Source organism: Mucilaginibacter sp. JRF, from assembly GCF_015223065.1.
Classification (GTDB): Bacteria; Bacteroidota; Bacteroidia; order Sphingobacteriales; family Sphingobacteriaceae; genus Mucilaginibacter.
On the sequence record NZ_JADFBY010000008.1, the window covers coordinates 162095 to 187152 of the forward strand.

Here is a 25058-nt window from a genome sequence, read left to right on the forward strand (position 1 = left end):
GGAAGCCCTTTGTTTTTAATGATGCGCGAACAGATCGGTCTGTTTATGCTGGGCTATAAATGCCTCGCGATATTTAGCCAGTAATGACGATTTGGATACGAAACCAATAAACTGTCCATCCTTAACCACGGGTAACTGCCATACCTCCAACTTATCAAACTGTTTCATCACGGCATCCACCGGCTGATCGTACTGAATAATTGCCGGAGGCGTGATCATGATCTCGGCAACGGCATGATCGCCAAAATCCTCAGTAAATAACTGTTTGCGTATCTCGTCAACCAAAACCACACCTTCAATCTCTTTTCGCTGGTTAAGCACCGCAAAAATATTAGCCTGGCTTTGCGATATCACCTTATAAAAATCGCGTATTTGCAACTCCTTATTTACCGATGTAAAGTTACGGTTGATCACACTATCAATAGCGATAGATGAGAGCATATCGTAATCATGATCGGGGTGTATATTACGCTCGTGCACCAGATCGTGCCAATACATATTGTGCGGGTTAAAATGGCGCGATATAATATATGATATAGCCGATACGATCATCAATGGGATAAACAACACATATCCACCGGTAATTTCGGCTATCAAAAATATGGCAGTTAACGGGGCGTGCAGCACACCACTTAAAGCACCGGCCATGCCTACGGCGATGAAGTTACTTGTATTTAAATGCACCAAACCAGTAAGGTTGCAGCCATAAGCAATAAATAAGCCCAGGAATGCGCCTGTAAACATCGTCGGCGCAAAGGTACCGCCATTACCGCCGGAACCGATGGTGATGCCCGCTGCGATAATCTTCATAAAAATCAACAGCGCGATAAAGCCCAGTAAGGCCAGCGGATGGTTCAAATATTCACTGAATATGGACTGATCTTTTATAGCCTCGATATTACCGTTTAGCGCTTGTTGCAACTCGTGATAGCCCTCGCCAAACAGAGGCGGCAGCAGTAAGATCAATACCCCCAACAACAATCCACCTAATGCGGCCCTCACATACCGGTTTTGTTTTATAAATATCCCCTTTTCGAGTTTACCGGCAACGGTTGTTATATATACCGAAGTTAAGCCCGATAGTATACCTAACAATATATAGAAAGGTAAGGCATTCATAACCCAACCCTCGGTAGCCAGGTGGAATAACTGACTTGAGTACAAAACCTTTGATACCACAACTCCGGTTGCTGAAGCTATTAATAAAGGTATAAAGGTTGGTATAGTGATCTCACCTATCAATAACTCCAGCGAAAAAAGCACACCCGCTATAGGGCTGTTAAATACCGCCGCGATACCGGCTGATGTACCGGCCGCGAGCAATACCGTTTTCTCGTACGATGAAAGGTTGAAGAACCGGCCAGTATTGGAGCCTATAGCCGCGCCTGTACAAACAATTGGCGCCTCTAAACCCGACGAGCCACCGAAACCTACAGTTAACGAGCTGCTTATTAAATGCGAATAAACGTTATTGAACAATATGTTCGATCGGTTACGTTTGATGTTTACCAGGATGTTGCCTATACCCTTCTGTATCTTATCGCGGTTTATCAGGTGCAAGTAAGCTACAGTACCCAGTATACCCAGCGCCGGTAAAAACACATATATAAAGTGATATGGCAGGTGCGATGATATATTACGGCTCAGATCCTCCATAAAATGCACCAAAAACTTCAACACCACTGCCGCAAGTCCGCCGATGAGGCCAACAAATACACTGCAATAGATCAGGAAATTGCGTTGACTGTTAAGCTTTAGGCGTGTTCGGTTTAGTTTATAGGTAAGCGTTTTTAGTATATACATAACGAATTTCGATGATGTAGTATTTTTAGAGGTTTAAAAAAAGCGATTAAGCCGTATATTTGCCCATGACTTCTTCGCAAAGATATGATCAGCGCGGCGTGTCGGCATCAAAGGATGATGTGCACAACGCGATCAAAAACATCGACAAAGGTATATATCCTAAAGCTTTTTGTAAGATAATTCCTGATATTTTAACTAACGACCCTGCCTTTTGCAATATTATGCATGCTGATGGCGCGGGCACAAAATCCTCATTAGCTTATACTTACTGGAAAGAAACCGGTGATATTTCAGTGTGGCGCGGTATTGCTCAGGATGCTATCATTATGAATATTGACGACCTCCTTTGCGTAGGCGCGGTAGATAATATACTGCTATCATCAACTATCGGCCGTAATAAAAACCTGATACCCGGCGAAGTTATTGCTGCTATTATAAACGGCACCGAAGAAATTTTAGCCGAGCTGCGCGATGCCGGCATAGGCATTTACTCTACGGGCGGCGAAACCGCTGATGTAGGCGATCTGGTGCGTACCATCATTGTGGACTCGACCGTTACCTGCCGGATGGAGCGTGACGATGTTATATCAAACCACCGAATAAAACCGGGCAATGTTATTGTAGGCCTGGCCTCATACGGACAAGCCACTTACGAAACTGAATACAACGGTGGTATGGGCAGCAACGGCCTAACCTCGGCAAGGCACGATGTTTTCAATAAAACAATCGCCGAAAAATACCCGGAAAGCTATGATGCCGGTATTCCTTACGATCTGATCTTCTCGGGCTCAAAAAGCCTTACCGATAAAATAGATATTGGCAATGGCCAAACCGTCACTGCTGGCAAGCTGGTATTATCACCAACCCGTACTTACGCGCCTATCATCAAGGCTATCTTAGAAAAATATCGCTCGCAAATTGATGGCATGGTACATTGCAGCGGCGGCGCGCAAACCAAGGTATTACACTTTGTGGATGACGTCCATGTAATAAAGGATAACCTTTTCCCGGTGCCGCCATTATTTAAGCTGATACACGAGGAATCGGGCACGTCATGGCAGGAAATGTATAAGGTATTTAACATGGGGCACCGCATGGAGCTTTATGTACCTGAAAGCATTGCTGCCGATATTATTGCCATATCAAAAAGCTTTAATGTAGATGCGCAGATCATCGGCCGTGTTGAGGCTGCTGATAAAAAGCAGGTAACTATACAATCAGAATTTGGCGAGTTTGTATATAACTAAGCCAAAACATAGAACAAGAAAAAGCCCCGTTTCAAATTGAAGCGGGGCTTTTTTTATGATTAACCCAAGTAAGATTTCAGGATCTTACTTCTTGAGGTATGCCTTAATCTTTGCAGAGCTTTATCTTTTATCTGCCTTACACGCTCACGTGTCAGGTTGAACTTTTCGCCAATTTCTTCAAGCGACAGCGGATGGTTGGTACCTAAACCAAAGAACAATACAATGATTTCGCGCTCACGCTCAGTTAAGGTTGATAACGAACGTTTGATCTCCTCTGATAATGATTCGTTGATCAGTATCGAGTCGGTATTTGGTTCGTGGTTCTCCAATACATCCAACAATGTATTTTCTTCACCCTGAACAAACGGCGCATCCATTGATACGTGACGGCCTGAGTTACTCAACGTGTCAGATATCTTATCAACCGTAGTTTCCAATATATCGGCCAGTTCTTCAGGTGATGGCTCACGCTCGTACTCCTGCTCTAATTTAGAGAAAGCCTTGCTGATCTTGCTTAATGAACCTACCTGGTTCAATGGCAAACGCACAATACGAGATTGCTCGGCGATAGCCTGCAATATCGACTGGCGAATCCACCATACAGCGTACGAAATGAATTTGAAACCCTTAGTTTCATCAAAACGCTTAGCCGCTTTGATCAAGCCGAGGTTACCCTCATTTATAAGGTCGCCCAGTGTTAAGCCCTGGTTTTGATATTGTTTTGCAACAGAAACAACAAAGCGAAGGTTAGTTTTGGTTAAGCGCTCAAGAGCAGCTTGGTCGCCTTCGCGTATCTTTTGTGCTAATATTACTTCTTCTTCGGCAGTTATCAGGTCAACTTTACCAATCTCGTGAAGATATTTATCAAGTGATTGTGACTCACGATTGGTAATTGATTGTGTTATTTTGAGTTGTCTCATCTATTTATATAACCTCAATTCTTTTGATTTAGAATAGAACGTGCAAAGGTACAAATTTGTTCGTTATTTAGCACTGTAATATAACATATTTACTTAAATATTATGCAGGCTAAACAATTTCATTCAAATTAAAAGTTTCCTTTAACCTGATGCCCTTTTCGGTTTGCTGCAAGTTACAACATTCATTTTCGGCATCGTGTTCCAGAAACAAAATATAATCATTTTCGAGCGATTCTGTCAAAAAAGATTTTTTTTCATTCAGCGTCGTCAGCGGAAACATATCATAAGCCATTACATACGGAATGGGCAAATGCCCTACGGTAGGCAACAGATCGGCCATGTACAATAGCTTTTTACCTTTGTAGCTTATTAACGGCAACATTTGCGCATCAGTATGCCCGTACACAAATCGTATATCAAAACCCGGCAAAAAACTAACGCCGTCTTTATCCTCTATAAATTGCAGCTGTCCGCTCTCCTGTATCGGCAATATATTCTCTTTTAAAAAGGATGCCTTCTCCCTATCGTTCGGGTTTACGGCCCAATCCCAATGCCGGGCGTTGCTCCAATAAGTAGCATTCTTAAATGCGGGCAACAGCTTTTCGCCATCACGCACCACGGCCCCGCCTACGTGATCAAAATGCAGATGCGTCAAAAAAACATCTGTTATATCATCACGATGAAAGCCATGTTTTGCCAGCGAACTATCCAGCGTAGCATCGCCATGCAGATAATAGTGGCTAAAGAATTTTTCGCTTTGTTTGTTACCGATGCCGGTATCGATCAGTATCAACCTACCATCGTGCTCAACCAGCAAGCAACGCATAGCCAGCGAGCACAGGTTGTTAGCATCAGCCGGATTAGTTTTGTTCCAGATGGTTTTAGGCACAACACCGAACATGGCGCCACCATCAAGCTTAAATAATCCGGTATCGATACTGTATAAATTCATGCGGTTTAGTTAAGCAAGTATAAGTTTAATAACCGGTTTTAAAAACAAAAAACATGGTTCAGATCCTTTGCTAAGGTATTGAACCATGTTTTAAATATTTGGTTTTAGAAAATATTAGATGTGGATCACCTCGCCATAAGCGGCAGCGGCAGCTTCCATAACAGCCTCGCTCATGGTTGGGTGCGGGTGTACAGATTTGATGATCTCGTGACCGGTTGTTTCCAGTTTACGGGCAGTTACCACCTCGGCAATCATCTCGGTAACGTTATTACCTACCATGTGCGCACCCAGGAACTCGCCGTACTTAGCATCAAATATCACTTTAACAAAACCATCTTTTGCACCGGCGGCACTTGCCTTACCTGATGCTGAAAATGGAAATTTACCGATCTTAACTTCGTAACCTGCTTCCTTAGCCGCTTTTTCGGTATAACCTACTGAGGCAACTTCAGGTGAGCAATATGTACAACCCGGGATGTTGTTATAATTGATTGGCTCAGGGTTTAAGCCTGCAATTTTTTCAACACAGGTAATACCTTCGGCTGATGCTACGTGTGCCAGGGCCTGGCCTTTAACGATATCGCCGATAGCGTAAACACCTTCAACGTTGGTTTTATAATAATCATCAACCAATACTTTGCCTTTGTCGGTTTTAACGCCGGTTTCTTCTAAACCAAGGCCTTCAAGGTTAGTAGTTACACCAACTGCTGAAAGCACGATCTCGGCCTCTAAAACTTCGGTACCTTTTGCTGTTTTAACGCTTACCTTACACAGGTCACCAGCGGTATCAACTGATTCAACAGTTGAATTGGTCATAATGTTGATGCCTTGTTTTTTCAATGAACGCTCCAGTTGTTTTGAAACTTCTTCGTCCTCCAGAGGCACAACATTCGGTAAAAACTCAACTACGGTAACTTTGGTACCGATAGAGTTATAGAAATAAGCGAACTCGATACCTATAGCGCCCGAACCTACAACCACTAATGATTTTGGTTGCTGAGGCAATACCATAGCCTGGCGATAGCCGATGATCTTTTTACCATCCTGTTTAAGGTTTGGTAATTCGCGTGAGCGACCACCGGTTGCTAATATGATACTCTTAGCGGTATAATCTTTAGTAGAGCCATCAGCGGCTTTAACTTCAACAGTGCCTTTACCTTTTAATTTACCAAAGCCCATGATCACGTCGATCTTGTTCTTCTTCATCAAAAACTGCACGCCTTTACTCATGCCTTCGGCAACGTCGCGGCTGCGTTTTACTACGGCTTTAAAATCAACCTCGCCGGCACCATTAACTTTAATACCATAATCGGCAGCGTGATTTATATATTCAAATACCTGGGCGCTTTTAAGTAAAGCTTTAGTTGGTATACAACCCCAGTTAAGGCATATACCTCCAAGTGATTCTTTCTCGATAATAGCGGTTTTTAAACCTAACTGAGAGGCACGTATTGCAGCAACGTAACCCCCGGGACCTGAACCAATAACAATTAGATCGTAGCTCATATTTGCTTGTTATATGTTTTTAATGCTGCCAAATCTAAGTAAATGCACTGAAAACCCGAAATAGACAACCTCACCCTTGTGTAACTTTAATTAACACGATAATTTATTGTTATGCTTAAGAAATTATCTTAAAATATGATTTGCATCATAAAATTAAATGTTCATTATAACTTTTTGATTAATTGCATATTAATGTTGATAAATTTTCTAAAATAGTTAATGATAAATTAACATTGACAGGGAAACTTTTATATATTTTTGCAGAAATATTAATTAACTGATTTATTAACAAATTTCCACCACATGAGAAAGTTTTTACTTTTTTTAACTTTTTTATGTTTGTCTGCCAGCGTAACGTTTGGCCAGGTGATAACTACCAGTAACATATCTGGTATAGTTACCGACGAGAAAGGGCAAACTGTTCCAGGTGTAACTGTAATTGCTGTGCACACACCAACCGGAACTAACTACTCTACAGCAACACGTGGCGACGGCCGCTACAATCTACCTAACTTACGTGTGGGTGGTCCGTACACAATTACTTACAAATTCATCGGTTACAATGACTTTGTACAGGAAAATTTAACTCTTGCTTTAGGTCAGGATTTTAAACTGAACGCCAAAATTGCTCCAACAAACACACAATTAAGTGAGGTTGTGGTAACTGGCACTCAAAACAAGGTTATCAACAGCTCACGTACAGGCTCGCAAGAGATCATTACCCGTACTCAAATTGACCGCCTGCCTACTATCAGCCGTTCAATTTACGATTACACTAAGTTAACGCCAACTGCAAACGGCCGTTCATTTGGTGGCCGTAGCGATGCCGGTAACAACTTAACCATTGATGGTGCTTTGTTTAACAACTCATTCGGTTTATCAAGCACTTTGGGTGGTCAGTCAAACTCTCAGCCTATCTCGCTTGACGCGATCGACCAGGTACAGGTTGCCGTTTCTCCGTTTGATGTTACCCAAGGCCGTTTCTCAGGTACATCAATTAACACTGTAACTAAATCAGGTACTAACGAGGTTAAAGGTAGCATTTACTACTACCAACGCTCACCAGGTCTTGTTGGCCGTAAAAGCATGACCAACTGGGTACCAACTCCGGCTGTTGACTACAATCAACGTGGTTTCAGCGTAGGTGGCCCTATCGTTAAAAACAAATTGTTCTTATTCGTATCAGGAGAGCAAGAGCGTATCAACGACCCTGCTCACCCGTACACAGCAGTTCGTAGCGGACAAACCGCAGGTGGTTCAGTAACTACCATCAACTATGATGATATGGTTACATTAAGCAACTTCCTTAAAACAAACTACAATTACGATCCGGGTGCGTTCGAGAATTTCCCTCTGCGTACACAATCAGATAAGATCACCGCTAAATTAGACTGGAACATCAACGATAAAAACACTTTATCGATCAAGTATTTCTATCTAAAATCATTCCGTGATGTTTCTCCAAGCTCATCAGGTGCTCAAGGTAGCCGTAGCCCAAGTACTACTAACGTTAACGTTTTACCATTCTTCTCATCATTCTATACCATCAACAACAACTTTAACATTGGTATAGCCGAGTTGAACACACGCATCAGCGACAAAATGGCTAACAAGGTAATTTTAGGTTACCAGGCTCTACGCGATTTCCGTTCATCACCAGGTGGCGGTAACTTCCCGCTGGTTGATATATTAGGCCCTAACGGTAACACCATGACCTCATTTGGTTATGAGCCATTTACCGCTAACAACTTGCTTAATACTGATACTTACCAGTTTACTGATAACTTTACTTATTACGCAGGTAACCACGAATTTAACGCCGGTGCATCATTCGAGTTAAACAAATATAAAAACGGTTTCGCGCCAAACTACTATGGCCAGTACCGCTTTAATAGCCTTGCTGATTTTTATGCTTCAGCAAACAATGGCACTGCAAACGCTTTGCGTTATGAATATCGTTACTCAGCATTGCCAGGTGGCGCGTTTCCATTCGCCTTTGTAAAAGCTTACACTATAGGCTTATACGCACAGGACAAATGGCAAGCACAAGACAACCTGAAATTCACCTTTGGTTTACGTGCTGATATGCCGGTATTTAATACCAGCAGCGAAGCAAACCCTGCATTGTTAGCGCTTACTAACTTCCGCGATGGCGCACGTTTAGATGTTTCTCAATATCCAAAAACACGTATCCAATTATCACCACGTGTAGGCTTTAACTGGGATGTTAATAATGATGGTGTTACACAGGTACGTGGTGGTTTAGGTATATTCAGCGGTCCAACTCCGTTTGTTTACATCTCAAACCAAGCCAGCAACAACGGTGTACAGTTTGGTTCATACGTACTTACACAACCTGCTGCCGGTTCGCCAGTTGATCCCCGCTTAGCATTCAACCCTGATGTTGACGCTAACAGGCCATCAGGTGCTGCTGCAAATACTTCATACAACATTGCGGTAACTGACAGAAACTTCAAATTACCAAGCAACTTCCGTACTACTTTAGCGGTTGACCAAAAATTACCTGGTGGCATCATCGGTACCTTAGAGGGTAACTACTCTAAAGATATCAACGCTGTTTACCACGTTAACGTAGCTTTGCCAACAACCGGTACAGCTCTTGTTGGTCCTGACAACCGTATCCGTTACAGTGCTACAACAGTATATCCAAGCATTTCTGCCGCTAACGGTGGTAATACATTAGCTAACCCTAATATTACCGATGCTATCCTGATGAAGAACACCAACAAAGGTTATTCATACAGCATCACCGGTCAGTTACAAAAAACTACCCGCGACCTGTATTTCAGCTTAGCTTATACTTATGCTGATTCTCGTTCGGTAAATGATGGTGGTTCAATTGCTCAGTCAATCTGGAGAGATCGTGTAGTATCTGGTGATCCAAACTCTGATGCTACTTCATACAGTAACTTCTACCAGCCAAACCGTATCATCGCGGCTGTTTCATACCACAAAGAGTATTTGAAACACCTTACCACTTCAATCGGTTTAACTTACGAGGCTGCTAACAATGGTACTGCATCATACGTATATAATGGTGACTTGAATGGTGACGGTCAAACTTCAAACGATTTGATCTACATCCCGAAAAGCGCTGATGACATTACTTTGATCCCTGTTGACGCTAACGATACCCGTACTGCTGCTCAACAATACGCTCAATTAAGCCAGTACATTAACCAAGACCCTTACCTGAGCGAAAACAAAGGTAAATACGCTAAGAGAAATGGTTTAGTATTACCTTACTACCACTTAGTTAACTTTAACTTTAGCCAGGACATATTTGTTAATGCCGGTAAAAACAAGAACACCTTACGTTTCGAGTTCAACATCATCAACTTCGGTAACTTCCTGAATGATGCATGGGGTAACTTTAAATTTGTTAACCGTGCCGCTTTGTTAAGCTACAGAGGTTTAGACGCTCAAGGTCGTCCAACATTCTCATTCCCTTATTTGGATAACACTAACAAAGTTCCACTTGTTAACTCATTTGGTAACGGTATTTCTCAGCAATCACGCTGGCAAGCTCAAATAGGTTTAAGATACCTATTCAATTAATAGCTTGTTACAATAAAACAGAAGCCCCGCTTATTACAAACGGGGCTTTTTTGTGCGTGGCAATTTGTAACTAATCTACCAACTACGTGCAGCCCATTGAATAAAATCTACGCATGGTGTAGCACGCCGGCTTGAATCAGCTCTATTATATCATATGTTATTTTACGAGTTAATAATATTGATATGCTTAGTAACGTTGATGGTAAACAATGCTTAAAATACTCAATATGTTTGAGCGGGCTCTGTAAAACATAACCTATTCAACTCATCAATATATTAACTTATTAATGAAACGATTGGCAGCATTCATCTTTCACTTTTATCGGCCGGTGTTTTTTGTTAATCTTATATTCAGCCTGTGTGCAATTTTTGTATTGCTGAAACATGGGATAATAGCGATGCCCATAGTATTAATACTTAAACTATTTGGTTATTTATTATGCGTTAGCTATCAATATTTTTTAGCTGCCAAAACTTACTTTTATTACCGCAATGCCGGCTTAAGTGCCAGGCAAATGTATTTGTACATTTTTACTTTCGATACATTGTTATTCATTGCTCTTGCCTCCATTATCCTGATACCTTATTATGCCATTACACACATTAAAGGTTGATAGCGTACAGCTTGAGTTTGATGGCCGTAAGATATTGCAGGATGTATATATTTCTTGCTCAACCGGCGAAGTTGTGGGTTTGCTTGGTCGCAATGGTTGCGGTAAATCATCATTGTTAAGGATAATTTTTGGCAGCCTGAGCAGCAATTACAAACACGTAAGTGTTGATGGCAATCATTTAACTAAAGGCTATCACAACAATCGTATTGCCTATTTGCCGCAACATAATTATCTGCCTAAAGGCATCAGGATACATAAACTGGCCAAACCCTTTGTAGATCCTTCACTATGGAGTGGGTTTATTGAACATCCCTCCTATCAACAACATCAAAACAAAACGGCGGATGAACTTTCGGGCGGTGAACTGCGCCAGCTGGAAACATTGATGATCACATACAGTCGCGCCGATTTTATTTTGCTGGATGAGCCGTTTACACATATATCGCCGGTGCAGGCTAATGATCTAAAAATCCTGATAAAACAATGTGCCCAAACAAAAGGCGTGATTGTAACCGACCATCAATATTACAATGTACTTGATGTAAGCAACCGAATAATTTTATTGGATAAAGGTTGCACCAAACCTGTAAACAATGAAAACGACCTGATCACTTACGGGTATCTCAAAAATTTATAAATAATAATCAGCGCATTGTGTAACACATCGGTTGCAATAACCGTCATATATACATCCACAACCTTACTGATGCGCAAGTTTTTAACATACCTTATTATGATTTTGCTGGCAGCGGGCGTTCAGGCGAGCGCCCATGCGGGCCATAAGGTTAATATAGGTGGTGTTTATATCAGCACTTTTGATGATCCTGACCCCGATCCTTACGGAGAGTTCAGCACCCTGATAGTCCCCATAAAAAGGGCGGGCAACCTTATAATTGTTGAGGCAAAGGTTGATAGCATAGTTGGGAACTTTGTTTTAGATACCGGCGCCCCTCACCTGGTGTTGAATGCTACTTACTTTAGGGATATGCCCCAGATAGCCAATCACGAATCGGGCGGGGTAAATGGCGAGGTTGCTAACACTTTCAGCACCGAAGTACTCAATTTTTCGATACTCGATCTTTACTATAAACGTCTGCGGGCTGATGTTACCGATCTTTCAGCCATTGAGAATGGCCGCAACATTAAGATATTGGGCTTGTTAGGCACCCGCCTGTTTGCCAAGCTGGCCATTACTGTTGACATTTTTAACAACATGCTGTACATCCATAAACTGAACAGCAATGGCGATATTAATGAGGCTGATGTAACCTTTAGGCAACCCTTCATGAAAACCGGCTTTAAGCTGCTGAACGATGTCATTTTTTTAAAAACTACTATAAACAATAACATCCTTTGGATGGCCTTTGATACCGGCGCCGAAACCAATTTGCTTGACTATCGCCGCTCAAAAAAGATCATCCAAAACTTTGAAGTATTAAGCACCTCCAAATTAACCGGTGTGGGCGGTTCGGCATTTGAAATAATTTATGCTAAATTAGACAAACTGATGGTCGGCGAAAATTTGTTCACCAAAAATCAGGTAGTACTAACCAGCCTCGATAATATGGGCAGAGCCTATGGTCACACGGTTGACGGCATTTTAGGTTACGACTTTTTTATGCGGGGAATTTTCACAATAAACTTTGTGAAAAAGGAGTTTGCGATGTATACTTATAAAGTATGAGGATTTTTCGGTGTTTTGTTACTATCGTTCTGCTATTGGCGGGTTGCCTGCCTATGCTTGCCCAGCAACGTAACACCTTGAATATTGCCAATGATAAGTTGGTGCTTACCATAGATAAACGCAGCGCTAAAAACTATCTCGATACCATACTTACCCGCGCCGGTGTAAACGGCACTAACAACAGCACTAAGATATTAAAGGGCGATTATAGCGCGCTTACTTCGCAAGGCTGGCAAATAGCCGAGAACGGTCGTTTTAAGGTACGCTTTAACCGTGCGCTCAATATAAACTTTACGGCGCCACCGCCTCAGCAACCGTTTATTATTACCACTAACACTGTAAACAGTGAGGGCAGCCCCGGCTACCCTGCCGATGTATTGTACGGCGTTAACAAATTCAGCCGCCAAACGGTGCGCGAACTTCCGAACGGATCGACACGTTTTTTTGTACCGGGTAATCTGACAGCCAAGCGGGTATTCCTTTCAGGGAGTTTTAACATGTGGAGCCTGTCAAAAGGCATCATGCTGAAAACAGATAGCGGCTGGATTGCTGACATTAAGTTGAAGCCGGGTGTATATGCCTACAAATTCATCATCAACGGTAACTGGACGCACGATACCAATAATAAACTTACTGAAGATGATGGTTTCCATCATGCTAACTCCATTTATTACCGGTATAATTATACGTTCAGGCTCAATGGTTTTCAAAAGATCAACAAGGTGCAGGTGGCGGGTAATTTTAACCGTTGGAATGCGGATGAGATCCCCCTCTCCCGCCGGGGCAACGGCTGGCAGGTATCCATGTATTTGCATGATGGTATGTTTTTATACCGTTTCAGGCTTGATGGCAAATGGATAACCGACCCGGCTAATAAAAACAAAGGCAATGATGAGAGAGGCCTGATCGCATCGGTTATCAACCTGGGCGAAACGGTGAATTTCAGGCTAAAGGGATATGCTAACGCTAACAAGGTTTGCATTGCGGGCAGCTTTAACAACTGGCAACCCGAACGCATCTTCCTGAAAAAGATAGATAACATTTGGCAATTATCGGTTGTTATACCACAAGGCAACTATGGCTACAAATACATTGTTGATGGCAATTGGATAACCGACCCGGCCAACACTTGTTATGTGGAAGATGGCGGCGAAACCAACTCTTTTATATCCGTAAAACCTAACCATACTTTTAAGTTGCGGGGCTACCTGAACGCGCAAAGCGTACGGGTTGCGGGCAGCTTTAACAATTGGGACCCTGAGCAATATACCATGGGGCGCAAAGGTGATGAGTGGGTGCTTAATATTAAATTGCCTGTGGGCAAAACACGCTATAAATTTGTGGTGGATGGCAACTGGATACTCGACCCCGGCAATAAACAGTGGGAAAGCAACGAGTTTGATACCGGCAACTCCGTAATATGGATAGAGCCTGAAACTTCAACCAAAACTATATAATAATGAAACTACCTATTTACCAGGTTGATGCCTTTACCGATCAACTATTTGGAGGCAACCCTGCCGCTATTGTTCCGCTTGATGAATGGCTGCCCGACGAGCTGATGCAGAAGATAGCCATTGAGAATAACCTTGCCGAAACCGCTTTTTTTGTAAAGACCGATGTGGGTTATAAACTACGCTGGTTTACGCCCGAGTATGAGATTGACCTGTGCGGGCATGCCACGCTTGCCACCGCGCATATTTTGTTCACCGAGTTGGGCTATGCAGATGATACCATACACTTTGAAACGGTTAAGGCTGGCACACTTATAGTAACCAAAGATGGCGACAAATACAGTATGGACTTCCCATCCCGCCCGGCTGAACCGGTTGAACTGCCCGAAGGATTGATCGAAGCCCTCGGCATGAAAGCCCCTGTTGAGGTATTACGCTCGCGAGATTATATGCTGGTTTATGATGACGAACAGGATATACGTGCCGCCGCACCCGATTTTGAAAAACTCGCTAAAATACCCACCGTTGGCGTGATCATTACCGCGCCGGGCATGGAGGCCGACTTTGTTTCGCGCTTTTTTGCACCTGCTGCCAGCATTAATGAAGACCCTGTTACCGGATCGGCACATTGTAACCTGATACCTTACTGGGCTGATAAATTGGGCAAGAACGATCTGCATGCCTATCAACTATCAGCACGTAAAGGCGAGCTTTGGTGCAAGCTGAATGGCGATCGCGTATTGATGGCCGGTAAGGCAGTTACTTTTTTGAAGGGTGAGATTTATTTATAATCCTGCTCATTATCCGCATATATATTTACACGCCGCTAAACATCCCTATTGCCACAAACGGGGATGTTTAGTATATTTCACCTTTATATCATCCCCGCAAGGGAGCTAAAGGGTGCATGCAGCTTACACGATTAGAAATTAAGGGTTTTAAAAGTTTCGGGGATAAGATCACCATCAATTTTAATGATGGCGTTACCGGAATTGTTGGCCCGAATGGCTGCGGAAAATCCAACGTGGTAGATTCTATACGTTGGGTATTAGGTGAGCAAAGTACCCGTGCCCTGCGGTCGGAGAAGATGGAGAACATCATCTTTAACGGCACCAAAAACCGTAAGGCCGCTAACCTGGCCGAGGTTTCACTAACCTTTGATAATACCCGCAATATTCTGCCTACCGAATTTTCGCAGGTGACGCTAACCCGCAAACTCTATCGTACAGGCGACAGTGAGTATCGTTTAAACGATGTTCAATGCCGATTGAAAGATATTACAGACCTTTTTCTGGATACCGGTATCGGCTCCGACTCCTACTCTATCATCGAGCTGAAGATGATAGACGAGATCATCACCAATAAAGAAGGCTCGCGCCGTAACTTGTTTGAGGAAGCATCGGGCATATCAAAGTACAAGCTGCGCAAAAAGCAAACATTCAATAAACTACGTGATACCGAGGCTGACCTTGCCCGTGTTGACGACCTGCTTTTTGAGATAGAGAAAAACCTGAAAACCCTCGAAAATCAGGCTAAAAAAACCGAACGTTACTACCGCTTGCGCGATCAGTACAAGGCGCTGAGCATAACGCTGGCATCGTTCCGCATTGCCTCGTTCAGCGAATCATTAGCTCGAATTGAGGATGAGGAGCAAAAGCACCGGGGAGATAAATCGGGCATTGTTACGCAGATTGATAGTTTAGAAGCCATTGTTCAGCAGCAAAAGCTGGATAGCATAACCAAGGAAAAAAACCTATCGGTACAACAAAAAACCACTAACGAATTTATAAGCAAGATACGCGCTTACGAGAGCGAAAAGAAGATAAAGAACGAGCAGCTAAAATTTCAACAGGATAAGGAAGCACGCTTGAATGATGAGCTTGAGCGTGACCGCGGTCAGCTTAATCACGTTTTATATAACCTGAAACGCCTGGCCGAAGAAAAGATGCAGGAGGATGAAAACCTGCAAACCATCCAAAGCCGTGTTGCTGATTTAAAAGAAGCCGTTGATGAATTACGCGAGCAACAAACTGAAGCCCGTAATGAACTGAATGAACTGACAAGCATCAACAACCGTTTACAAAATCAGGTTTACAAAGCCGAAAAAGATCTGGAGATACTCAGCATACAGCAGCAGGCGCTTGAACAGGAAAGCCAGCGCAATATTGAGGACACCAGTAATAAGGAGGCTGAACTATCGCACTTTAATCAGGCGGTGGCCGAGCTGCAAACCCGGGTTGAAACGCTGGAAAGCGAGTATCAGGGCGCGCTTGATTTTGAGAACAAGTTGCAGGAACAAATTGGCCAAACCGAAGCCAATATATCTACCCTAAAAGATACCATTACTGCCGAAGGTCGCCGGTTGGATGCCAAGCAGAACGAGTACAACCTGACCAAAAGTTTGGTTGATAATCTTGAAGGTTTCCCGGAGTCTATCCGTTTCCTTAAAAAAAATACGGATTGGGCCAAAAACGCACCGCTTTTTAGCGATGTGCTGTTTTGTAAGGAGGAATACCGGGTAGCTATTGAAAATTACCTTGAGCCGCTGATGAACCATTATGTGGTTGAGAATTACGACGAAGCTATTAAGGCCATTAACCTGTTAAGCAACGCTTCGCGCGGGCGGGCGCAGTTTTTTATACTGAGCAATTACGATGGTGAAGTAATTGCAACGCCGAATACCATTGATAACCGCGTACCGGCTTTGGCTGTAATTGAGGTGGAGAAGCGTTATCAACCGCTTTGCAGCCATCTGCTCAAAAATGTTTATCTGATAAACGACGACAGCGAGAAGGAATTGAATAACACAGCCGTGCCTGCCGATATGGTATTGTTGGGCAAGAGTGGCAAGTTCAATAAATCAAAATATACCATGGCCGGTGGTTCGGTAGGTTTGTTTGAGGGTAAGCGTATCGGCAGGGCTAAAAACCTGGAGAACCTGCTGAAAGAGATCAAGACCATTGACGCGCAGGTAAACTCCGGGCGTACCGAGCTGCAAAATCAGCAGGATAAGCTGGTGGCTTTAAAGGCTGCCGGTAAGGCCAACGAAATACGCCAGCAACAACAGGAACTCAGCAAGCTGAATACCGAACTGATCACCATAAAAACACGGCAGGAACAATACCAGGCCTTTATTGAGAACAGCCTGAACCGCAAGCAGGATATAGCCAGCAAGATTGAAAGCATTACGCAGGAGACCTTAAAGCTAAAGCCTGAACTTGAAGAACTTAAAACCCAAAAGCAGATACAGAACGAGCAGATGCTTGAAAAGCAAGCAGACTTTGCCGAACTGAATGAATTGGCCACTGTACGCTCTAACGCTTACAATCAGGAGAATATACGCTTCCATCAGCAGCAAAATAAGGTTTCGGGTTTGTTTAAGGATATTGAGTATCGCGAATCGCAGCAGGACAACCTGGATACCCGCATCAGGCAAAACAGTGCTGAGATGGAAAAGGTAAAGGCTGCCATCCACGAGAATTTGCAGCAGGCCGACCACTCGGACGACGATTTGTTAGAGATGTACGAACAAAAGGAGCTGCTTGAAAAGGCTACCCAGCAAGCCGAACAGGAACACTATGCCTGGCGCGGCAAGATAGCCGAAACTGAAAACGAGATAGCCACCCTGCGCCGTAAAAAGGATAATGCCGAGCTTATTGAGAACGAACTGCGCGACAAACGCAACAACCTCAAAATTGAATTGAACAGCCTGAAGGAGCGCCTATCGGTAGAGTTTAATGTGGAGATAGAGGACCTGCTTGATACCGCGATACCCGAAGATGAAAACGAGGTTGACCTGCGCGAAAAGACCGATAAGTTAAAGAAGCAGCTTGACGATTTTGGCGCCATAAACCCTATGGCTGTTGAGGCTTATAATGAGATGAATGAGCGCTATGAGTTCATTCAATCGCAAAAGCGGGATCTGGCTGAGGCTAAGGCATCGCTGTTGGCTACCATACAGGAGATAGATGATACGGCGCGAGAAAAATTCATGTCGGCATTTACTATGGTGCGCGAGAATTTTATCAAGGTATTCCGTTCGCTGTTTAATGAGCAGGACTCATGCGACCTGATATTGACCGATCCGGATAAGCCGCTGGAATCAGACATTGATATTATTGCACGCCCCAAAGGTAAGCGCCCCCTATCTATTAACCAGCTATCAGGCGGTGAAAAAACGCTTACTGCCACGGCCATCCTGTTCTCGCTTTACCTGTTAAAGCCTGCCCCCTTCTGTATTTTTGATGAGGTTGATGCTCCGCTGGATGATACTAATATTGATAAGTTCAACAACATCATCCGTACATTCTCTAAGGAATCGCAATTCATCATTGTATCGCACAACAAACGCACTATTGCCAGTACCGATGTTATTTATGGTGTCACCATGGTTGAGCAGGGCATATCGCGCGTGGTGCCGGTAGACCTGCGCGAATTGGTGGACTAAAAACAAAAAAAGCGGTGCCTTTCAGCAACCGCTTGTATAATATCAGATACTTTTATTCTCCTTATTTCTGCTTATCGGTTATCATACCTTTAAAGTGAGGCTTTTCTAACTTGATACCCAGATCGCGCAGTTGATCAACAGAGAATGTGCTCAAAGCGTTTACACGCTTATCCTGGCTGGCAACAGATGTAAAATTACCATTGGTGATATAGCTTATCGCTTTTTGAGTACAGGTTTCGGTAGCATCACCAAAATCTTTGGTAACATCATCGGTAGCGGTAGCACCCGGAAATGCTGTTGAACCCGGAGTCATACCTGCATAATAATTAGCGTTACCGGCAGAGTTATGCGTTTCAAATTCAGGAATATATAACTCGTATTTATTTATCGGGATGGCAAAGAAACCAACAGGTTTGCCATAGCTTGTTTCACCAACTATTTTAACATCCATGTGCGGTATTAAATTATTAATGGTGAGCTCACTTGCTGATGCGGTGCTTCCGGTAACAATAAATACCACCTTATTTATGTTCAAAGTACCTTGCTTACTAAACAACTCCCTATTATTTTCCGGTTTAAATGAACCCGCCTCAAGCTCACCGCCAAATACGCTTTTGTTAATGAGGGCAAAATTGTTATTCTGTAAGCTTTGGTTAAAATAGTAAGTGTACATTACCGAACCATTTTTAGCCGCCGGTACTATCAGGTTAGTTAAATACTCAGATGTTGTTACGTAGCCGCCGCCATTGTAACGGAAATCGACGATCAGATCGGTAACGCCCTGATTGGTGAATAATGTAAAAGCCTGATCAATTTTTGATTGCGCATTGGCCATTGAGGTAAACGTATTGAATACCATGTAACCAATTTTTTTGCCACCTGTTTCAAACACCTTATAAGCCAACACCGGGTTAATGGTATAGCTTGCGGCATCCAACTCCACATCAACTGATGAACCATCTGGCTTTTGCAATGTGAGGTTGATGTTATCGCTGTAGTAAAAGGCATTCACTATAAAGTTGATGTCTGACGAAGAACTGGTTAGCGAGGTACGATTGTTAACCTTGGTAACCTTATATCCTCTTTTTATCCCTTTGGTTCCGGCCGGTGAATTGGCATATACATATTTAATGTATAATCCACCATCAGCCCCAAAGCGTGGCTCCATACCAAAATCACCGCTGGCCTGACCACCTAATTCTCCGGATGTGCTGCCATCATCAATAAATGAATACTTTGATGTGCCGGGGCTTGATTGATTATACTCATATACCTGGCCTGATGAATTTTTGGCGTATTGCGAAAGCGCGTCAACCTCGTTTTGCAATGCAGCAAGATCGGTTGAGCCGCTAAATGAGCGGGGCTTAAAATCACTGTATTTAGGCAGCTGATCGTTCCACAGGTAATCCTCCTGGGCGTACAATAAAACCGAGTCCTTTATTTTTTCAATAACCGACCCTGTGGTTGGCGGGGTGTTATCATCATTGTTATCATCATCGGTATTTTTCTCCTTTTTACAAGCAGTAACAAGCACAGCCAAAGAGAGCGCAGCAGTGTAAAAGTATCTTTTCATATTTCTAAATATAGGTATATCAACGTTATAACGGCAAATATGTTACATAAATGTCGCTGAATTTATAAAATCAACACCGGCAGCCTGGGCGCAGCTTTCGTCAGCTTCGATCGCCCCTATCATCACCACATCGCGCCTGCTTATGTTATGGTCGGCCAGTAATTGGTTGAGCGCGTCGGGCTCTGGTTTGGCGTTTATCTCATCGGCAAAGTAGCAGGTAAGGTATGGTTCAAGGCCGTTCCATTCGGTTTGCTTTATCTTGTTTAGTTGTTGTTGCGGGTTTCCGTTAGTAACGATGAATATCCTTTTACGGTCAACAACTATTTGCTGCAACAGCTCCAGCATCTTTTGAAAAAGCAATAATTTTAACGGAAGCTTTGAAGTGATCAGCATCTCCTCCAAATTAGCACGATACTTTTCATCAACACCAAACTTTTGCTTAAGGGTATCAAACACCGCGACATGGCCTTGCTGCTGGTAAGTATCTGTCATTAAGGTAACCATTGCCTTGGCATCCCAAAGCTCGGTATACTCTATCATGGCCGCGAACAGGTAATACACCTGGAACATATAATCCTTTTCGGGATAAAGCACATTATCCAGCTCAAAAACAAAGGCGCTCTTTTTAGGGTCGATGTCGTTATAGGTCATCAGGCAAGTGCAGTGTGATATTGAATTCGTTAAACAATTGGATGGCCTCGCTGAGCAATGCAGCTTCCGTATCCTCTAAGGGGAACACCGCCGCTACATCATTATCCAAACAAAAGGTAAGCATTTGGTGGGCATAGCTTACCGAAGCGGGGTTTGGCAGTTGCACCATCTTGCCCGAGCTTATCATAAAAGCAGGGAGTTCGCGGTAATCGCCCAGCAAAACATCATCACCAAACGCTTGCTTAAGCTGATGCGCCCTGGCCCCTGTGGCGGCTGTAATTAAAGTGTAAGGCATATATATTATTGTATCAACCCGTCTTTCATGATCACCTTACGATCTGACAGTGCAGCCAGGTCCTCGTTATGTGTTACAATAACAAAGGTTTGGTTAAACTCGTTACGTAGCTTCACAAACAACTCGTGCAGTTCGCGTGCGTTGGTTGAATCGAGGTTGCCCGATGGCTCATCGGCAAATATCAGTGCCGGGTTGTTCACCAGCGCCCTGGCCACGGCCACACGCTGCTGCTCGCCGCCTGATAGCTGGCTGGGTTTATGATGCAACCTATCGGCAAGGCCCAGGCGCTCTAACAATTCGGTGGCGCGCTTTTCGGCATCATGCTTTGAGGTACCTGCAATAAAGGCCGGGATACACACATTCTCCAAAGCCGAAAACTCGGCTAACAAATGGTGAAACTGAAATATAAAACCAATATGGCGGTTGCGAAAAGCGCTTAACTGTTTGTTACTCAAGCGACTTACCTCAACATTGTTGATGTGGATGGTGCCTGAGTCGGGCCTGTCTAAAGTGCCTACTATATTAAGCAGTGTACTTTTCCCCGCGCCCGAAGCGCCGAGTATGGTAACTATCTCACCTTTGTTTACCTCAATATCCACACCCTTTAAAATTTCGAGCGTGCCGTATTTTTTATGTATTGATCGCGCTGTAAGCATAAGGGCAAAGGTAATTGTTTGGCTCATCAATTTTAACCAATTAACTATTGTTGTGCAACATGATGTTGAGCTGCCATAAATAAACAGATGTGCAAACAACAATTATCACCCCAATTCAACAAAAGCAACTTAATGTGGCACCCAATTACCATTTAAAGCAAAAAAGTGTAGATTTACCGCAAATACTAAAAGAACATGAACATTCACGAATATCAGGGTAAAGCCATCTTAAAAAGCTTTGGTGTAAGAGTTCAGGAAGGCATTGTTGCCGACACTGTTGATCAGGCTGTTGAGGCAGCACAAAAGCTTAAGGATGAGTACAACTCAGACTGGGTTGTGGTAAAAGCACAAATTCATGCAGGCGGTCGCGGTAAAGGCGGTGGCGTTAAACTGGCAAAAAATCTTGACGAGGTTAAGGAAAGAGCCGGCGCTATTATAGGTATGCAATTGGTTACTCCACAAACAGGCCCCGAAGGTAAAAAGGTTAACAAGGTATTAATTGCCCAAGACGTTTATTATCCGGGCGAAAGCGAAACCAAAGAGTTTTACGTAAGCGTATTGCTTGATCGCGCTAAAGGCCGCAACATTATCATGTACTCAACCGAAGGTGGTATGGACATTGAAGAAGTTGCTGAGCACACTCCTGAAAAAATATTTAAAGAAGAAATTGATCCTAAAGTTGGTTTACAAGGTTTTCAGGCTCGTAAAATTGCCTTTAACCTGGGCCTTTCAGGCGATGCCTTTAAGGACATGACCAAATTCATCACCGCTTTATACAAAGCTTATATAGCTACCGATTCGTCAATGTTTGAGATCAACCCGGTTTTAAAAACATCTGACAATAAAATATTAGCTGTTGACGCTAAGGTAAACCTTGACGACAACGCCCTTTACCGTCACCCGGATTACGCTGCCCTGCGCGACGTAACCGAGGAAGACCCTACTGAGGTTGAGGCCAGCAAATCAAACCTAAACTATGTTAAGCTTGATGGTAACGTAGGCTGTATGGTTAACGGTGCCGGTTTAGCTATGGCTACCATGGATATTATTAAAATTGCCGGTGGCGAGCCTGCCAACTTCCTTGATGTGGGTGGTACCGCTAACGCGCAAACTGTTAAAGCCGCATTCAACATCATTTTGCAAGACCCTAACGTAAAAGCTATCCTGATCAACATATTTGGTGGTATAGTACGTTGCGACCGTGTTGCACAAGGTGTTATTGATGCTTACCAGGAAATAGGTAACATACCGGTGCCTATTATTGTACGCTTACAAGGTACCAACGCTGCTGAAGCGAAAGAACTGATCGATAACTCCGGCTTAAAAGTATTCTCGGCTATATTGCTGAAAGAAGCTGCTGAGCGTGTTAAAGAAGTTTTAGCGAAATAATTAATTCATTAAACATGAATATTTAAAGGGGACACTTGTCCCCTTTTTTGTTGACAAAAATTTAAAACAAGTGGCCATATTGCACGTTTAAACATACATTGTCTTTTGATTGTCAGAAGGAAAACAATATTTATATGTTTAAACATCTATTTTTATATTTGTACTGTTAATCAACAAGAAATAAAAATTTAAATCACATACAATCATGGCTACTACAGTTTGGACATTAGATCCTACCCACTCAGAAGTGCAGTTTAAAGTTAAACACCTTGTAATTTCAACTGTAACAGGTTCATTCAAAAACTTTGAAGGTACCTTAACAACCGAAGGCGATGATATTGCTAACGGTACTGTTGAATTTTCATTAGACGTTAACTCAATTGACACCAACCAGGAGCAACGCGATGGTCACCTTAAAAGCGCCGACTTTTTTGATGCCGAGCAATTCCCTACCATCACTTTCAAATCAACCAGCTTAACAGCTAAAGGTGATGACGATTATGTAGCCGAAGGCGACCTGACCGTTAAAGGCATCACTAAACCGGTAACCCTGAATGTAGAGTTCGGTGGTTCGGCTGATGACTTTTATGGTAACACCAAAGCAGGTTTTGAAGTAACCGGCAAAATTAACCGTAAAGAATTCGGCTTAACCTGGGATGGCGTAACCGAAGCAGGTTCAATTGTTGTTGGCGAAGACATTAAACTGATAGCCAACGTACAGTTCGCGAAACAGAAATAATTTTTTCCAGTTCGAGGGGCATACTATGGGCCACTTTGCGTAAGCGGGTGGCCTTTTTTGCTTTTAAAACCTTTTTAGCCATATATTTGCTTTATATACATGCTAATCAAAATATATCCCGAAAACCCTAACGAAAAGGCCATTGAACAGGTGGTGCAGGTGCTGCGTAAAGGGGGCATCATTATTTACCCCACTGATACGGTTTATGGTTTGGGTTGCGATATTACCAACCATAAGGCTATTGAGCGTATTGCCCGCCTGCGTAACATCAAGCCGGAGAAGGCTAACTTTTCTTTCATCTGCTATGATCTGAGCCATATATCCGATTATATAAAGCCAATTGATAACACCACCTTCAGGGTGTTAAAAAAGGCGTTGCCGGGGCCGTTCACCTTTATTTTTAATGCCAGCCACGCGGTGCCCAAGCTGCTAAGCTCCAACAAAAAAACGGTGGGTATACGTGTGCCTGATAACAGCATAGCCCGCGAGATAGTCCGTATGTTGGGGAACCCAATCCTATCAACCTCAATTAAGGATGAAGATGAGATCATGGAATATTCAACAGACCCGGAACTGATCCATGAGAAATACGAGGACATGGTTGACCTGGTGATTGACGGCGGTTATGGCGGCAACCTCGCCTCTACCGTGGTTGATTGTACCTCCGGAGATTTTGAAGTGCTCCGCGAAGGTAAAGGCGATCTTGAACTTTATTTATGATCTCGGGCGAATGTTATTGATAAATTCCGGGATATTTTTCAGATAATCATCCATAGCCAAATGCTTTACAAACGCGCTACCCACAATAGCACCATTGGCGTACTCGCAGGCCTTGGTATATGATGCATTGTTTGATATACCAAAGCCGATGATGGTCGGGTTATTCAGCTCCATGCCCTTTATACGCTTGTAGTAATCCTCAATAGAAGTTGATACATTCAATGTACTGCCGGTAATTGATGATGATGACAATAGGTAGATAAAACTATTGCTTAACCCATCTATCTTGCGTATACGCTCCTCACTGGTATTAGGTGTTACCAGGAATATATTGCTCAGGTTATTTTGCTTAAAAGTATCGGCATAAAGCTTTTCGTACTCATAAATAGGCAAATCAGGCACTATCACACCATCCACTCCTACTTCGGCGGCTTTTTTACAGAAACGTTCAATACCGTATTGTACTATCGGGTTAATGTAGCCCATCAACAATACGGGGATATTTACCCTTTCGCGCAACTGCTGTAACTGCTCGAACAACACATTCAGCGTCATGCCGTTCTCCAGCGCCTTTTCTGAACTTTGCTGGATAGTAGGCCCATCTGCCACCGGGTCAGAATACGGGAAACCGATCTCCAGAAAATCGGCACCGGCCTGCTCCAATGCCTCGGCAATATCAAGCGTAGTGTTCAATTCAGGGTAACCCGCCGTGAAATAGATAGATAACAGGTTACTTTTTTTATTCGCGAAAAGATTTTGTAAACGGTTCATGTGTTTAGTCGATGGTCGATAGACCATAGTCCATAGCCACTATTGACTATGGACCATG

Annotated in this window: 19 protein-coding genes; 10 read left to right on the top strand and 9 right to left on the bottom strand. The window is 43.2% G+C overall.

Going from position 1 to position 25058, the window contains the following annotated elements:
• Window positions 1-15: 15 nt before the first annotated feature.
• On the bottom strand, window positions 16-1803 hold the full coding sequence (locus IM792_RS17515; protein WP_194103193.1) for a chloride channel protein: 1788 nt from the start codon (window positions 1801-1803) through the stop codon (window positions 16-18).
• A 65-nt stretch (window positions 1804-1868) separates the two neighbouring features.
• Between IM792_RS17515 and IM792_RS17520 the strand changes: the two genes are divergently transcribed.
• Entirely contained in the window at window positions 1869-3050 is a 1182-nt protein-coding gene (locus IM792_RS17520; protein WP_194103194.1) for an AIR synthase related protein, read from the top strand.
• Window positions 3051-3109: 59 nt separating this feature from the next.
• Here the strand turns inward: IM792_RS17520 and IM792_RS17525 are convergent, their stop codons facing one another.
• The 3 genes from IM792_RS17525 to lpdA all read right to left on the bottom strand — a co-directional run bounded on the left by IM792_RS17525 (window position 3110) and on the right by lpdA (window position 6428).
• Window positions 3110-3970 (bottom strand): RNA polymerase sigma factor RpoD/SigA, encoded by an 861-nt coding sequence (locus IM792_RS17525; protein WP_114004714.1) that lies wholly within the window; start codon window positions 3968-3970, stop codon window positions 3110-3112.
• Window positions 3971-4079: 109 nt separating this feature from the next.
• Entirely contained in the window at window positions 4080-4922 is an 843-nt protein-coding gene (locus tag IM792_RS17530; RefSeq protein ID WP_194103195.1) for an MBL fold metallo-hydrolase, read from the bottom strand.
• Between the two features lie 114 nt (window positions 4923-5036).
• Window positions 5037-6428 carry a dihydrolipoyl dehydrogenase gene (gene lpdA / locus IM792_RS17535; protein ID WP_194103196.1) on the bottom strand — a complete coding sequence of 464 codons (1392 nt, stop codon included), beginning with the start codon at window positions 6426-6428 and terminating at the stop codon, window positions 5037-5039.
• 303 nt (window positions 6429-6731) lie between these two features.
• Here lpdA and IM792_RS17540 point away from each other — a divergent pair, with 303 nt between their 5' ends.
• The 6 genes from IM792_RS17540 to smc all read left to right on the top strand — a co-directional run bounded on the left by IM792_RS17540 (window position 6732) and on the right by smc (window position 18206).
• On the top strand, window positions 6732-10007 hold the full coding sequence (locus IM792_RS17540) for a carboxypeptidase regulatory-like domain-containing protein (RefSeq protein WP_194103197.1): 3276 nt from the start codon (window positions 6732-6734) through the stop codon (window positions 10005-10007).
• 588 nt (window positions 10008-10595) lie between these two features.
• Window positions 10596-11258: an ATP-binding cassette domain-containing protein gene (locus IM792_RS17545; protein WP_194103198.1), complete on the top strand. Its 663-nt coding sequence runs from the start codon at window positions 10596-10598 to the stop codon at window positions 11256-11258.
• Window positions 11259-11327: 69 nt separating this feature from the next.
• On the top strand, window positions 11328-12305 hold the full coding sequence (locus IM792_RS17550; RefSeq protein ID WP_194103199.1) for an aspartyl protease family protein: 978 nt from the start codon (window positions 11328-11330) through the stop codon (window positions 12303-12305).
• Window positions 12302-13762: a hypothetical protein gene (locus IM792_RS17555; RefSeq protein WP_194103200.1), complete on the top strand. Its 1461-nt coding sequence runs from the start codon at window positions 12302-12304 to the stop codon at window positions 13760-13762. The genes IM792_RS17550 and IM792_RS17555 overlap by 4 nt, the downstream gene beginning before the upstream one ends.
• A 2-nt stretch (window positions 13763-13764) precedes the next feature.
• Window positions 13765-14550: a PhzF family phenazine biosynthesis protein gene (locus IM792_RS17560; RefSeq protein ID WP_194103201.1), complete on the top strand. Its 786-nt coding sequence runs from the start codon at window positions 13765-13767 to the stop codon at window positions 14548-14550.
• 116 nt (window positions 14551-14666) lie between these two features.
• Window positions 14667-18206, top strand: a complete 3540-nt coding sequence (smc, locus tag IM792_RS17565) for a chromosome segregation protein SMC (protein ID WP_194103202.1) — start codon at window positions 14667-14669, stop codon at window positions 18204-18206.
• A gap of 61 nt (window positions 18207-18267) precedes the next feature.
• Here the strand turns inward: smc and IM792_RS17570 are convergent, their stop codons facing one another.
• The 4 genes from IM792_RS17570 to IM792_RS17585 are packed head-to-tail and all read right to left on the bottom strand — an operon-like array spanning window position 18268 to window position 21381.
• A complete protein-coding gene (locus IM792_RS17570) occupies window positions 18268-19779 on the bottom strand; it encodes a S41 family peptidase (RefSeq protein ID WP_194103203.1) in 1512 nt (503 codons plus the stop codon).
• A 42-nt stretch (window positions 19780-19821) separates the two neighbouring features.
• Window positions 19822-20430, bottom strand: coding sequence for an HAD family hydrolase (locus IM792_RS17575; protein WP_228085230.1), 609 nt, complete (start codon window positions 20428-20430; stop codon window positions 19822-19824).
• The gene (locus tag IM792_RS17580; RefSeq protein ID WP_194103204.1) at window positions 20420-20725 is read right to left on the bottom strand and encodes a hypothetical protein; all 306 of its coding nucleotides are present in this window, start codon (window positions 20723-20725) and stop codon (window positions 20420-20422) included. Before IM792_RS17580 ends, IM792_RS17575 begins: the two co-directional genes overlap by 11 nt.
• A 5-nt stretch (window positions 20726-20730) precedes the next feature.
• Window positions 20731-21381, bottom strand: a complete 651-nt coding sequence (locus tag IM792_RS17585) for an ABC transporter ATP-binding protein (RefSeq protein WP_194103205.1) — start codon at window positions 21379-21381, stop codon at window positions 20731-20733.
• Window positions 21382-21576: 195 nt separating this feature from the next.
• Between IM792_RS17585 and sucC the strand changes: the two genes are divergently transcribed.
• From sucC to IM792_RS17600, 3 genes are all read left to right on the top strand, one after another.
• A complete protein-coding gene (gene sucC / locus IM792_RS17590; protein ID WP_194103206.1) occupies window positions 21577-22770 on the top strand; it encodes an ADP-forming succinate--CoA ligase subunit beta in 1194 nt (397 codons plus the stop codon).
• 205 nt (window positions 22771-22975) lie between these two features.
• A complete protein-coding gene (locus IM792_RS17595; RefSeq protein ID WP_194103207.1) occupies window positions 22976-23509 on the top strand; it encodes a YceI family protein in 534 nt (177 codons plus the stop codon).
• Window positions 23510-23608: 99 nt separating this feature from the next.
• Window positions 23609-24229, top strand: a complete 621-nt coding sequence (locus IM792_RS17600) for an L-threonylcarbamoyladenylate synthase (RefSeq protein WP_194103208.1) — start codon at window positions 23609-23611, stop codon at window positions 24227-24229.
• Here the strand turns inward: IM792_RS17600 and trpA are convergent.
• The gene (gene trpA / locus IM792_RS17605; RefSeq protein ID WP_194103209.1) at window positions 24224-25000 is read right to left on the bottom strand and encodes a tryptophan synthase subunit alpha; all 777 of its coding nucleotides are present in this window, start codon (window positions 24998-25000) and stop codon (window positions 24224-24226) included. The two genes, IM792_RS17600 and trpA, sit on opposite strands and share 6 nt — an antisense overlap.
• Window positions 25001-25058 lie beyond the last annotated feature (58 nt).

Excerpts from the sequence above, each read along its gene's own strand:
- IM792_RS17515 (WP_194103193.1), bottom strand. The coding sequence starts at position 1,803 with ATGTATATACTAAAAACGCTTACCTATAAACTAAACCGAACACGCCTA.
- IM792_RS17520 (WP_194103194.1), top strand. The coding sequence starts at position 1,869 with ATGACTTCTTCGCAAAGATATGATCAGCGCGGCGTGTCGGCATCAAAG.
- IM792_RS17525 (WP_114004714.1), bottom strand. The coding sequence starts at position 3,970 with ATGAGACAACTCAAAATAACACAATCAATTACCAATCGTGAGTCACAA.
- IM792_RS17530 (WP_194103195.1), bottom strand. The coding sequence starts at position 4,922 with ATGAATTTATACAGTATCGATACCGGATTATTTAAGCTTGATGGTGGC.
- lpdA (WP_194103196.1), bottom strand. The coding sequence starts at position 6,428 with ATGAGCTACGATCTAATTGTTATTGGTTCAGGTCCCGGGGGTTACGTT.
- IM792_RS17540 (WP_194103197.1), top strand. The coding sequence starts at position 6,732 with ATGAGAAAGTTTTTACTTTTTTTAACTTTTTTATGTTTGTCTGCCAGC.
- IM792_RS17545 (WP_194103198.1), top strand. The coding sequence starts at position 10,596 with ATGCCATTACACACATTAAAGGTTGATAGCGTACAGCTTGAGTTTGAT.
- IM792_RS17550 (WP_194103199.1), top strand. The coding sequence starts at position 11,328 with ATGCGCAAGTTTTTAACATACCTTATTATGATTTTGCTGGCAGCGGGC.
- IM792_RS17555 (WP_194103200.1), top strand. The coding sequence starts at position 12,302 with ATGAGGATTTTTCGGTGTTTTGTTACTATCGTTCTGCTATTGGCGGGT.
- IM792_RS17560 (WP_194103201.1), top strand. The coding sequence starts at position 13,765 with ATGAAACTACCTATTTACCAGGTTGATGCCTTTACCGATCAACTATTT.
- smc (WP_194103202.1), top strand. The coding sequence starts at position 14,667 with ATGCAGCTTACACGATTAGAAATTAAGGGTTTTAAAAGTTTCGGGGAT.
- IM792_RS17570 (WP_194103203.1), bottom strand. The coding sequence starts at position 19,779 with ATGAAAAGATACTTTTACACTGCTGCGCTCTCTTTGGCTGTGCTTGTT.
- IM792_RS17575 (WP_228085230.1), bottom strand. The coding sequence starts at position 20,430 with ATGACCTATAACGACATCGACCCTAAAAAGAGCGCCTTTGTTTTTGAG.
- IM792_RS17580 (WP_194103204.1), bottom strand. The coding sequence starts at position 20,725 with ATGCCTTACACTTTAATTACAGCCGCCACAGGGGCCAGGGCGCATCAG.
- IM792_RS17585 (WP_194103205.1), bottom strand. The coding sequence starts at position 21,381 with ATGCTTACAGCGCGATCAATACATAAAAAATACGGCACGCTCGAAATT.
- sucC (WP_194103206.1), top strand. The coding sequence starts at position 21,577 with ATGAACATTCACGAATATCAGGGTAAAGCCATCTTAAAAAGCTTTGGT.
- IM792_RS17595 (WP_194103207.1), top strand. The coding sequence starts at position 22,976 with ATGGCTACTACAGTTTGGACATTAGATCCTACCCACTCAGAAGTGCAG.
- IM792_RS17600 (WP_194103208.1), top strand. The coding sequence starts at position 23,609 with ATGCTAATCAAAATATATCCCGAAAACCCTAACGAAAAGGCCATTGAA.
- trpA (WP_194103209.1), bottom strand. The coding sequence starts at position 25,000 with ATGAACCGTTTACAAAATCTTTTCGCGAATAAAAAAAGTAACCTGTTA.